The sequence below is a fragment of the Microbacterium zouquanmingi genome (assembly GCF_052266675.1).
In the GTDB taxonomy this organism is placed as follows: domain Bacteria; phylum Actinomycetota; class Actinomycetes; order Actinomycetales; family Microbacteriaceae; genus Microbacterium.
This window is the reverse complement of the sequence record NZ_JBQPRA010000002.1, coordinates 165,697-176,664: the sequence shown is the minus strand read 5'-3', so window position 1 is coordinate 176,664 and position 10,968 is coordinate 165,697. Positions and strand designations below refer to the sequence as shown.

The following is a 10,968-nucleotide window of genomic DNA, read 5'->3' as shown; positions in this document are numbered from 1 at the left end:
ACTCCAGCGGCACGGACTACGCCCGCTGGAACTGCGTCACTGCCGGGCAGTCGAACGGGTCACTCGCTGCGAGGCCCACGCGGTTCAGGTACTGCACGACGATCACGTACGAGCGGATCAGAGTCGTCTCGGTGTACGGCACGTCGTTCGATTTGCAGTAGTCGCGCACGATGCCACGGGCCTTGGCCAGGTGCAGACGCGACATGCTGGGAAACAGGTGGTGCTCGACCTGGTAGTTGAGCCCGCCCAGCAGCCACGTGACCCACCAGCCGCCAGAGACGTTGCGCGACGTGCGGACCTGCTTGGTGAAGAAGTCCAGACGAGCACCCGGCTCGATGATCGGCATGCCCTTGTGGTTCGGAGCGAACGCGATGCCCATGTACACGCCGAAGACCGCGAACTGCACACCGGCGAACGCAAACGCCATGCCCAACGGCAGCAGCAGGAAGACCGGCACCAGCACGAGCGCAAGACGCCCCACGATGAGTGCCAGCTCGAGCCAGCGACCCTTGACGCCCTTCTTCGTGACGAGGTACTTGAGTCCCTGGAGGTGAAGGTTCAGCCCTAGCAGCGTGAGCAGTGGGAAGAACAGCCACCCCTGCTTGCGGGTGATCAGACGGATGAGGCCGCGCGACTTCGCGGCGTCCTCTTCAACGAATGAGATGGTATCGACCGCGATGTCCGGGTCTTTGCCGACCTGGTTCGGGTTCCCGTGATGCTTGGTGTGCTTGTTGTCCCACCAGGAATAGCTCATTCCGATGGAGCCGATCAGGATCCGGGCAAGCCGAAAGTTCGCCGGTCCCGAAGACAGGATCTGACGGTGCGCGGCCTCATGGCCGAGGAACCCGATCTGCGTGAAGATGATGCCGAGGGCCGCGGCGATGAGGAGCTGGAACCAGCTGTCTCCGAGCAGAATGAATCCGGTGACCGCGCCACCGAGTGCGAGCGCGATGCCCGCGGCGACGAAACTGTAGAAACGCGGAGTCCTCTGCAGAAGACCCATCTCCTTCACTACCTCTGAGACGCTCCGGTACGCCTTGGCCATTGGAGGGAAGTCCGCGTTCCCGGAGTACGTCTGGCGTACCCGTCCGAGAGTGCTGGTCGATTCGGTGACGGTGGAAGTGGAAATGATCTTCTCCTGCCGATCGGAGCCCTTGAGCTGTGAAAGCCAAGGGCAGTTGCCGATCGCTGGTGCCAGGCTAACCCTGCCCGTATACGTCACTGCGCATACGTTGGATCCTCCTGGCCGACTCTCAGGAGCGCGCCTTGCTCAGATGGCGCCGCAGAGTCTGCCGGACCGAACGCCCGCGAAGCTTGGCAGCGCCCTCAAGCGCGCGCCGTGCGTCTTCGAGCGTCTCGAAGGATCCGAGGTCGGCGCCCCGGCTGTCGTGCACGACGTGCGCGGAGCCGTCGTTCTCGACGAAGCCGGCGAATTCGCCGTCGCGCGTTGCGACGTACACGTCCTCGTCGGCCTGCTTCCAGAACAGGGGTTCGGGCGGATGGGTGGTGGTGTTACTCATGGTGATACTCATTGCTGTGGACAGGCGCGCGCAGGCGCACCCGAAATTATTGTGATCGAGAGCGGATGCCGCGCGCGTCGGTGCGAGCGGTCCTTTACGGCCCTGATCAGTGGCAGCACGAGCGCCGAATTGCGGCGAAAACTCGGTGTTGCAGAACCAGTCTAACCGATCACGACCTGGGAAGCCCGGATAACGTCACAATTCGCCTGGCCGCATCGCCTCGGCGTCGATCGCCGACATGATCCGCGTGGCGGCCGTATCGGTCTTCACCGCGGCATCCGCCCCCCGCGCGCGCTCGCGACGCGGCGCGTAGACGAACAGCGCGTGGAACAGGAAACGCGCGAAGAACGCCGCAACGAGCGAGATGGCGGTCGCGAGCACACTCGAGATGTGCCAGGTCTCGACCATGAGCACCATGATCGGGATGCGCAGCGCCGCCTCGATGTTGTTGAACGTGAAGGATGCTCCGAACCGCGCCCAGACGCCGCGAGCATCCCGCCGCATGTCGCCGAAGACGAACCGCTCCTGCAGCAGGAAGTTGCCGACGATCGTGACCTCTGCGCCGATGATCGCCGCCCATACATAGGGCATGCCGGCGGTTGTCAGCAGCCACATGATGCCGAGGTTCGCGACCGCGCCGATTGCTCCAATGAGCGCGAACAGCGACATCTTGCCGAAGCGCAGCCTGGTCAGATGGGCGATGAACGTCGCGCCCTGGCGAAAGGATGCCTTCGAGGTGCCGCTGTGCCGCGCGGAGAACTCCATCGGCACCTCAGCAACGCGCACATCGCTGCGGGCGAGGATCTCCAGCAGGATCTTGAATCCATGCGGGCGCAGAACCTGCAGATCGATCCGAGTCCGGTCGACGAGGAAGAAGCCCGTCATCGGGTCTGTGCTGTCCGCCAGCCGCCGTGGGAACATCGCCTTGGTGAGCCACGTCGAGGCCCGAGAGACGCCGAGTCGCAGCGCGGTGCCGAGGCCCGCCGAGTCGCCGCCGCCGACGTACCGCGATGCCGCGACGACGTCCGCGTCGCCCTTCTCGAACCGGGCGAGCAGTGTCGAGATGAGCTCGGGCGGATGCTGCAGATCGCCGTCCATCACGATGCAGATGTCACCGGATGCTTCGCGAAGACCGACGACGACCGCACCACCGAGGCCACCCGTGTTCGCCGCCCGGTGGATGACGCGCACCGGAATCGACGCATCATGTGCGACCCGTTCGATCTCTGACGCAGTGTCGTCCGTGCTGTCGTCAACGAAGAGAATCTCGCCATTGCGACCGGCCAGCGCAGCCGTAGTCCGCTCGACGAGCTCGGCGACGTTGTCGCGTTCGTTGAACGTGGGGACGATGACGGTGATGTCGATGTCCACGCCTTGCCCCTTCGTGCTCGCTGATATGACGGCATCCATCGTCCCACGCGCGCGCTGCGCGCAGGAACGGGGCTCGTTCAGGTGTGGACGAATATCCTGGAGATATGACTTCGATCAGCCCAGACACCATCACCATGTTCGGCGCCGAGTGGTGCGGCGACTGCCGTCGCACCAAGAAGCAACTCGACGAGCTCGGTGTCGAGTACACCTACATCGACCTCGAGGCGGACCCTGCCGCAGCAGACGTCGCCAAGGACATCTCCGGACGCATGAACATCCCCGTCGTCGTGTACCCGGATGCTTCGCACCACGTCGAGCCGTCCAACGACGACGTCGCAGCCAAGCTCCGCGAGCTCTCGCTGATCTGACGCGCTCGCGCCGATACACTGGCGCGATGAGCAACGAGGCTCGACCCGAACGAGCACCCTCTCGCCTGCCCGCACGCACGATCGTCACGTACGCGATCGGATCGCTCGGCACAGGCGGCTACGCGACCCTGCCAGGGCTCGTCCTGACCTACTTCCTCACCGACAACCTCGGTGTCGCAGCCCTCGCCGCCGGCCTCATCGTCACTGCGGCGAAGATCTGGGACGTCATCATCGATCCGCTCATCGGTGCGGCATCGGACCGTCAGCTGGCCCGCACCGGTTCACGCCGCGGGTTCATGCTGACCGGCGCGCTGATGCTGCCGATGTTCTTCGCACTGACGTTCGCGGTGCCGCCATCGTGGGGGCCTGCGGCGAGCGCGGCCTGCGTGCTGCTCGCGTTCCTGGGCACGGCGACGGCGTTCAGCCTGTTCCAGGTGCCGTATGTCGCCCTCCCTGCCGAGCTCACGAAGTCCTACGACGAGCGCACGCGCCTGCTGGGCTGGCGCGTGGTCGTCCTCACCGCAGCGATTCTGCTGTTCGGCGCGGGCGGGCCGATGCTCCGTCGCGCCACCGGCGACCCTGTGACCGGGTACCTGCTGATGGGCATCGTCGCCGGTGTCGTTCTCGGCATCGGGATGCTCATCGCGACCCGCGCCGCACGGGATGCCGCCGCAGTCTCACCAGCATCCGCACCCGCGCCCGCGCGTGTGAACCTCCGGGAGGAGTACCTCTCCGGTTTCCGCGCGCTGCGGCGCAGCATCCCTTTCCGTGCGCTCCTCAGCACCTTCCTGCTGCAGGCCCTCGCGACCGGCACGATGCTCGCCGGAGCGCAGTATGTCGCCCGATGGGTGCTCGGTGATGAGGCGGCGGTCGAGATCCTGTTCATCGCCCTCGTGGGGCCAGCACTGATCGCGACCCCGGGATGGACCGCGGTGGCGAACCGCATCGGCAAGGAACGGGCGTTCTTCGCCGCCAGCATCCTGTTCCTGCTCGCCTCCTTGTCCATCGTCATCGCCATCTGGACTCCTGGCGCCTGGCTCTACGCCTCGGTCGCTGTGGCGGGCGTTGCGTACGCGGGACTCCAGTCGCTGCCGATGGCGATGCTCCCCGACGTCATCTCGCACGATGAGCGCACGAGCGGTCCGGGGCAGGCGGGAACCTTCACCGGAATCTGGACCGCTGGCGAGACCATCGGCTTCGCGCTCGGCGCGACGGCTGTCTCGCTCATGCTGGCTGCAACCGGCTACATCTCGAGCGTCGCCGGGGCCCAGACCACGCAACCGGATGCCGCGGTGATGGGCATCGTGGTCAGCTTCAGCATCCTGCCCGCCGCGCTCATGGCGCTCAGCCTCATTCCGCTCTCGCGCTACCGCCTGCGTCGGAGCGACATCGAGGCGCCTCACGCGGCTCTTCCCTGACTCGCGCGGCTGTTCCCTGTCCACGTGGCCGAAGTTTCCACCGCGCGAACAGCGATAGACAGCGCGAAGCAGCGAACGACAGCACGACGCAGGGCAACCCAGCGCCAATGGCTGGTGACCGAGAGCACGTGCCCGCATAAGCTGGATACACCCGAAATTGTGCTTCATGCACGAAGGAGATGCCGATGTCGTCAGCAACCACTTCGACCGATGTCACGTCCGTTCCCGCCACTCGTGGGATCGACGAGGACGAACGCGCACGATTGGATGCCGCGATCGACGACCTCGAGGCAGGGGCCCGCACGTGGTCAGCGCTGAGTGTCGGCCAGCGTGCGACACTGCTTCGAGCCGTGCGCACCGCAGTCGCGGCATCCGCGGAAGAGTGGGCGCACACGGCGGCCGCTTCCAAGGGACTCAGCGGCAGCCACCCGCTGCGCGGTGAAGAATGGCTCTCCGGCCCCTACAGTGTGCTCGGTGCGCTCGATGCGTACGCCGAGACGCTCTCGCGGTTAGCGGATGGACGCAACCCGCTCGAAGGCATCCGCATCGATCGCGCCCCCGGCGGGCGGGCGCGGGTGCATGCCTTCCCACTCACCGGGCTCGACAAGATTCTGCTCTCCGGCTTCACCGGCGAGGTCTGGCTCGAGCCGGGCACGACTCCTCGCACAGCGCGCGCTGCTGCCGGTCTCGCCCAGCGCAGCCCGCAGGAATCCGGGGGTGCGGGTCTCGTGCTCGGAGCCGGCAACGTCACCTCGATCCCCGTGCTGGATGTTCTCTACGAGCTCCTCGCCCACAACCGCACGGCACTGCTCAAGGTCAACCCCACTCAAGACGCACTCGTGCCGGTGTTCGAGCATGCCTTCGCGGCGCTGATCGAGCCAGGGTTCCTGCGAATCGTCCGCGGCGGCGGCGACGTCGGCGCGTACCTCACCGGGCATAAGCGGCTGGGTCACGTGCACATCACGGGGTCCGCGGCGACGTTCGACGCGATCACCTGGGGCCCACGAGATGCGGCAGCGACCGCACGCCGGCGGCGCGAGGACCGTCCGCTTCTGAAGAAGCCGATCACCGCTGAGCTCGGCGGCGTCTCACCGATCATCGTCGTGCCGGGCGAATGGACCCAAGCTGACCTGCGCTTCCATGCCGAGCACATCGCGACGATGCGTCTGCAGAACTGCGGACACAACTGCATCGCGGGGCAGATCGTGATCATGTCCTCCGATTGGGCACAGGCGGATGCGTTCCGCGCCGCGCTGCGCCGCGCGTACGCCAAGGCTCCAGAGCGCCCGATCTGGTATCCGGGTTCGACGAGCCGGATGCAGCAGGCGAACGATGACTATCCGGATGCCCTCGTGCTCGGCGACCGACTCCTCGTGGAAATCGGCGCAGATGACGATGCCACAGCACTCGAGAACACCGAGTACTTCGCGCCAGTGCTCGGAGTCGTCTCGCTGCCGGGTCAGGGACAGGAGTTTTTGGATGCCGCGGTCGCGCACGCCAATGACAAGCTGCAGGGAACTCTCGGTGCGAACCTGCTGATAGATCCGGCGACGCAGCGCTCACTCGGCACCGGGTTCGAGCGGTCCATCACCGAGCTCCGTTACGGCTCGATCGCCATCAACGCCTGGACGGCTTTCGGCTTCATCACCCCGACGCTCACCTGGGGCGCATTCCCGGGGAACACGCTGCAGGACGTCGGCAGCGGCCTCGGCGTCGTCCACAACGCGCTGCTGCTCGACCGGGTCGAGCGCTCGGTGCTTCGTGGTCCGTTCCGCCCGTTCCCCCGGTCGCTTCCGGTCGCGAACGGCGGGGGCCGTTTCACGATCTTGCCGAAGCCGCCGTGGTTCGTCACCGCACGCACCGGCGCTGTGGTGAGCGAAGGGCTCACGCGCTTCCGCGCGAACGGTGGCGTCCTCGGACTCGCGAAGACGCTGCTGCAGGCGCTGCGCGCCTGAGCTGGAGCAGCGCTGTCTGGAGTGGGTGTGGGGATCAGTCGTCGGAGAAGAGGTCGGCGGCGTCCCGGAGCGCCTGCTGGATGCCGGGCTCGGACGCCGAGTGGCCCGCGTCGTCGATCACGACGAACTCCGCCTCCGGCCATGCCCGGTGCAGGTCCCACGCGGTCATCATCGGAGTGCAGACGTCGTAGCGCCCTTGAACGATCACCGCGGGGATGTGCCGGATCGCGTCCACCCCGGCGATGAGCTGACCCTCCGTCCACCAGCCGCGGTTGATGAAGAAGTGGTTCTCGATCCGCGCGAACGCCACTGCCGTGGCATCCTCCGTCATTCTCTCGACGGTGTCGGCATCCGGCTTCAGCGAGATCGTCGACCCCTCCCACTTCGACCAGGCCCGCGCGGCCGGAATGTGCACCTGGGGGTCGGGATCGAACAGGCGTCGGTGATACGCCTCGATCATTCGGTTGCGCTCGAGCACAGGGATCTGCGCGATGAATCCCTCCCACAGATCGGGGAACAGCGCCGCTGCCCCGCCCTCGTAGAACCATTCGATCTCTACCCGGCGCAGGGTGAAGATGCCGCGCAGAATGAGCTCGGTGACTGCCTCGGGGTGCGCCTGCGCGTACGCGAGGGCCAGCGCACTCCCCCACGATCCCCCGAACACCTGCCACTTCTCGATGCCGAGGTTCTTGCGCAGCAGCTCTATATCGGCGACCAGATGGGCCGAGGTGTTGAACCGCAGATCGGCATCAGGGGCGCTCGCGTGCGGCGTGCTCCGTCCGCACCCGCGCTGGTCGAACAGCACGATCCGGTACTTCTCGGGATCGAAGAACTGCCGGTGCCACGGAGCTGTTCCTCCGCCAGGTCCGCCGTGCAGGAAGACGACGGGCTTGCCCTCCGGGTTGCCGCTGACCTCCCAGGCGATGCGGTGTCCGTCTCCGACGAGCAGCATGCCGCTCTCATACGGTTCGATCGGCGGATACAGGGCATCCGTGTTCATGGTCTTCCCCCGGTGAATCGATATCGGTCGCCATCGGCAACTTTCTCACCGTATCGCGCGACCCATGTTCTCCCGCGGAACCACGGCGCACCGACCGCGATCAGCTCGTCCTGATCGAGTCAGAGCTGGTCGCCTGCGACCGCGAAGGTGTCGCAGCTGCCAAGACCGTTCTGATAACCGTTCGCGAACCAGAACTGACGCTGCTCGCTGGATCCATGCGTCCAGGATTCCGGGTTGCTGAATCCGGACTGCTCCTGGATGTGATCGTCACCGACGGCGAATGCCGCGTTCAGCGCATCGGTGATCTGCGCGTCCGTCGGCTTCTCGAGGTAGTGGACGCCGTTCTCATCCGTCTCGTCCGCGGCCGACGCGAGCCATGCGCCCGCGTAGCAGTCCGCCTGTAGTTCGGTGCGCACGCTGTTGCTGTCGGGGCCCGTTCCGTTGTGGGGATATGCGTCCATCGTGCCGGTGATGTTCTGGATGTGGTGGCCCCACTCGTGCCCGACGATGTAGAGCTGCGCGAGCTCACCGGCGGATGCATCGAACTGCTGACGCATGATCTGGAAGAACGCGGGATCGATGTAGACGCCCTGCTCCGGCGGGCAGTAGAACGGGCCAACCGAGTTGGATGCTGTGCCGCACTGCGTAGACGTCTGCCCCTGGAAGACGTACAATTGCGGCGGCGTATACCCCTCGACGTGCTGACCCCAGTATTCGTCGAGCAACACCTGGGCACCAGCCATTCGGCAATCGTCCTGGGTGTTGGCGTCTTCACCGGTCTCGCAGGCCAGCACGGAGCTGCCGGAGTCGGAACTGCCGCTCTGCTGCTGCCCCATGCCGACCAGGCCCGACAGATCGATGCCGAGCAGGGGACCTGCGATCAGCGCGATGATGGCGAGCAGACCGACGCCGCCGCCGGCGATTGCGGCTGTTCGCCCTGGCCGTCGCGTGCGGTGACCCGAGATGTCAGCATCCGGATTGAACGTCATGAGTTGAGATTACCCCGCTGCACGTCGCGCGCACGTAGGCTCATCCCATGGCGACGACGATCACGATCACAGGTGCTGGCGGACAAATCGGATACGCACTTCTGTTCCGCATCGCGGCCGGCGACATGCTCGGCCCGGACGAGAAGGTGCGGTTGCGGCTCCTCGAGATTCCGCAGGGGATGCGAGCCGCAGAAGGCGCAGCGCTCGAACTGCACGACGGCGCATTCGACCTGCTGGAGAGCGTGGAGGTCACCGACGATGCCAAGACCGGGTTCGACGGATCCAACATCGCCCTGCTCGTGGGCGCCCGCCCGCGTGGACCTGGCATGGAGCGTGGCGATCTGCTCGCAGCCAATGCGGGAATCTTCGGACCCCAGGGCGCGGCGATCGCGGACCGTGCCGCCGCGGATGTGCGCGTCACCGTCGTCGGCAACCCCGCCAACACGAACGCTCTGATCGCCGCGGCAACCGCTGATGGCGTGCCGGCTGACCGCTTCACCGCGCTCACGCGCCTCGACGAGAACCGCGCCAGAGCGCAGCTCGCTGCCGCGCTGGATGCCCCGGTCTCGAGCATCCGTCGGGTGTCGATCTGGGGGAACCATTCCGCGACGCAGTTCCCCGACATCACCCACGCGACCATTGATGGACGGCCGCTGCGCGACGCTCTCGCGGGGCGCGTGGATGATGTGCAGGGCTGGCTCGAAGACACCTTCATTCCTCGGGTGGCGAAGCGCGGAGCCGAGATCATCGAGGTGCGAGGATCGTCATCGGTGGCATCCGCCGCGAACGCGGCGATCGAACACACCCGCGACTGGGTCCAGGGAACGGACGACTGGACCAGCGCTGGCGTCGTCTCACGCGGCGAGTACGGGGTTCCGGCAGGTCTCGTGTCGTCCTTCCCGGTCAGATCGGTCGATGGCCGGTGGCAGATTGTCGAAGAACTCGAGCTGAATGAGTGGGCGCGAGAGCGCATCGACGTAACGGTGGCGGAGCTCGTCTCCGAGCGCGACGCGGTGCGCGCGCTCGGCGCGCTCTGATTCGCTGGGTAGGTTCAGCCGCGACAGGGCAGAATGGATGCGGGAGGTCTCAGATGAGTGACATGAATAACACCGCGGATGCTGCTCTCACGAGCCCACTGCATCTGCCGCATGCTGCGGCCGAGTGCCCGAAGTGCCTTGCCGACGACGATCACGACTGGTGGTCGGCGCGTCCAGCGGACGCACGACTGGTCGGGCTGGTCGTCTCTCGCGAGGGAATGCCGTCGGTCACCCAGCAGCGAGAGGACCTCACCCGGTTCGGCGTGCCGATCTCGGGGTTCCGGCATCCGGCTCCCGACATCCTCGAGAGCTGGGAGGATCGCGTCACTCGTCTTCTCGATACTCTCCAGCGCGGCGACGTGCTCGTCGTCGCCAACGTGCATGCACTCGGCCGTGACCGCGACGAAGAGACGCGCACGGCGAGCGCCCTGCGCAGCCGCGGGATCATGGTGAAGGTGCTCGGACACCACGCGCGGCATCTCACCGACGCCGCGCGCTGACCTCAATCGTCGGAGTCGCTCTGGTTCCGCAGCGCTTCGTCGTCGATGAGCGACAGATCCGCGCGGGTGACGACCTGCGAGGTGACCGCATACTCCACTAGTCGGGCTCGACGGTTCGTGGCGAGCTTTCCCGGACCGCCGCGCAGCCCCTGCACACCCATGCGGTCGAGCTTGTCGCAGACGTTGTCGAGCTTGCGGTTGAACTTGCTCATGGTCCATCCGAGGCGTTCGGCCGCGGCACTGGATGACGGAAGCTCATTCATACTCACACCCTCGCGGCGCAGCATCGGCTCGGCGAGCGCGACGATGAGCTGCTTCTGCAAGGTGGTGAAGCTGACCGGCATAACCGTCGTCTCACCGCTCATTGCGGCATCGACAGCGCGAGAGACCTCGTAGGGAGCCTCATCCGTGAGCAGATTCACCTCGTACGTGACCGGTCCCGCAGTGAAGACGATGACGTTGCGCTCGAAGACGAGCGGCATCCGCGCACCTGGCGACAGCCAGGATTGCACCGCGCCTCCGGCGCTCGAGATCGTGGCAGCGAGACGCACCCCCACGTTGGCCAGCCACCAGAGTCCGTCGCGATGCTGCAGCTCAAGGAAGTGCCGGTGCAGGTAGGGATTGTCATCGACCTCGAGATCGCCCTCGCGGCCGATGATGAACGGCTTCCCCGGGGATAGGTCATGCCATTCACCGGCGAACTCCAGGCGAAGCGGCGCTACAGCACTCGCCCCGTCCGATTCCGCGTTCTGAACGAGCTCAGCAGGATTCACCTCAGTCACGTATCGACCCCCTGGCGAATATCCTGCC

The 10,968-nt window shown here is 66.1% G+C and carries 11 protein-coding genes; 5 read left to right on the top strand and 6 right to left on the bottom strand.

Annotated elements, in window-relative coordinates:
- Positions 1-16: 16 nt before the first annotated feature.
- The 3 genes from ACTU6V_RS04880 to ACTU6V_RS04870 all read right to left on the bottom strand — a co-directional run bounded on the left by ACTU6V_RS04880 (position 17) and on the right by ACTU6V_RS04870 (position 2,885).
- Positions 17-1,045 carry an acyl-CoA desaturase gene (locus ACTU6V_RS04880; RefSeq protein WP_443467740.1) on the bottom strand — a complete coding sequence of 343 codons (1,029 nt, stop codon included), beginning with the start codon at positions 1,043-1,045 and terminating at the stop codon, positions 17-19.
- A gap of 208 nt (positions 1,046-1,253) precedes the next feature.
- Positions 1,254-1,520 (bottom strand): hypothetical protein, encoded by a 267-nt coding sequence (locus tag ACTU6V_RS04875; protein WP_443467741.1) that lies wholly within the window; start codon positions 1,518-1,520, stop codon positions 1,254-1,256.
- 195 nt (positions 1,521-1,715) lie between these two features.
- Entirely contained in the window at positions 1,716-2,885 is a 1,170-nt protein-coding gene (locus ACTU6V_RS04870; RefSeq protein ID WP_443467911.1) for a glycosyltransferase, read from the bottom strand.
- Positions 2,886-2,995: 110 nt separating this feature from the next.
- Here ACTU6V_RS04870 and ACTU6V_RS04865 point away from each other — a divergent pair, with 110 nt between their 5' ends.
- The 3 genes from ACTU6V_RS04865 to ACTU6V_RS04855 all read left to right on the top strand — a co-directional run bounded on the left by ACTU6V_RS04865 (position 2,996) and on the right by ACTU6V_RS04855 (position 6,632).
- Positions 2,996-3,259 carry a glutaredoxin family protein gene (locus ACTU6V_RS04865; protein WP_417509934.1) on the top strand — a complete coding sequence of 88 codons (264 nt, stop codon included), beginning with the start codon at positions 2,996-2,998 and terminating at the stop codon, positions 3,257-3,259.
- Between the two features lie 26 nt (positions 3,260-3,285).
- Entirely contained in the window at positions 3,286-4,677 is a 1,392-nt protein-coding gene (locus tag ACTU6V_RS04860) for an MFS transporter (RefSeq protein WP_443475089.1), read from the top strand.
- A gap of 185 nt (positions 4,678-4,862) precedes the next feature.
- The gene (locus ACTU6V_RS04855) at positions 4,863-6,632 is read left to right on the top strand and encodes an aldehyde dehydrogenase family protein (protein ID WP_443475088.1); all 1,770 of its coding nucleotides are present in this window, start codon (positions 4,863-4,865) and stop codon (positions 6,630-6,632) included.
- A gap of 34 nt (positions 6,633-6,666) precedes the next feature.
- Here the strand turns inward: ACTU6V_RS04855 and pip are convergent, their stop codons facing one another.
- Complete coding sequence (pip, locus tag ACTU6V_RS04850; RefSeq protein WP_443467744.1) at positions 6,667-7,632, bottom strand: prolyl aminopeptidase; 966 nt, start codon at positions 7,630-7,632, stop codon at positions 6,667-6,669.
- Positions 7,633-7,751: 119 nt separating this feature from the next.
- Positions 7,752-8,621 (bottom strand): KPN_02809 family neutral zinc metallopeptidase, encoded by an 870-nt coding sequence (ypfJ, locus tag ACTU6V_RS04845; RefSeq protein WP_443467745.1) that lies wholly within the window; start codon positions 8,619-8,621, stop codon positions 7,752-7,754.
- A gap of 47 nt (positions 8,622-8,668) precedes the next feature.
- Here ypfJ and ACTU6V_RS04840 point away from each other — a divergent pair, with 47 nt between their 5' ends.
- Complete coding sequence (locus ACTU6V_RS04840; protein ID WP_443467746.1) at positions 8,669-9,658, top strand: malate dehydrogenase; 990 nt, start codon at positions 8,669-8,671, stop codon at positions 9,656-9,658.
- Positions 9,659-9,711: 53 nt separating this feature from the next.
- A complete protein-coding gene (locus ACTU6V_RS04835; protein WP_443467747.1) occupies positions 9,712-10,158 on the top strand; it encodes a recombinase family protein in 447 nt (148 codons plus the stop codon).
- Between the two features lie 2 nt (positions 10,159-10,160).
- Here the strand turns inward: ACTU6V_RS04835 and ACTU6V_RS04830 are convergent, their stop codons facing one another.
- Positions 10,161-10,931, bottom strand: coding sequence for an FHA domain-containing protein (locus ACTU6V_RS04830; protein ID WP_443467912.1), 771 nt, complete (start codon positions 10,929-10,931; stop codon positions 10,161-10,163).
- Positions 10,932-10,968 lie beyond the last annotated feature (37 nt).

What these genes read in the sequence shown, in the direction of transcription:
- ACTU6V_RS04880 (WP_443467740.1), bottom strand. Translation starts at nt 1,045, where the DNA reads ATGGCCAAGGCGTACCGGAGCGTCTCAGAGGTAGTGAAGGAGATGGGT.
- ACTU6V_RS04875 (WP_443467741.1), bottom strand. Translation starts at nt 1,520, where the DNA reads ATGAGTAACACCACCACCCATCCGCCCGAACCCCTGTTCTGGAAGCAG.
- ACTU6V_RS04865 (WP_417509934.1), top strand. Translation starts at nt 2,996, where the DNA reads ATGACTTCGATCAGCCCAGACACCATCACCATGTTCGGCGCCGAGTGG.
- ACTU6V_RS04860 (WP_443475089.1), top strand. Translation starts at nt 3,286, where the DNA reads ATGAGCAACGAGGCTCGACCCGAACGAGCACCCTCTCGCCTGCCCGCA.
- ACTU6V_RS04855 (WP_443475088.1), top strand. Translation starts at nt 4,863, where the DNA reads ATGTCGTCAGCAACCACTTCGACCGATGTCACGTCCGTTCCCGCCACT.
- pip (WP_443467744.1), bottom strand. Translation starts at nt 7,632, where the DNA reads ATGAACACGGATGCCCTGTATCCGCCGATCGAACCGTATGAGAGCGGC.
- ypfJ (WP_443467745.1), bottom strand. Translation starts at nt 8,621, where the DNA reads ATGACGTTCAATCCGGATGCTGACATCTCGGGTCACCGCACGCGACGG.
- ACTU6V_RS04840 (WP_443467746.1), top strand. Translation starts at nt 8,669, where the DNA reads ATGGCGACGACGATCACGATCACAGGTGCTGGCGGACAAATCGGATAC.
- ACTU6V_RS04835 (WP_443467747.1), top strand. Translation starts at nt 9,712, where the DNA reads ATGAGTGACATGAATAACACCGCGGATGCTGCTCTCACGAGCCCACTG.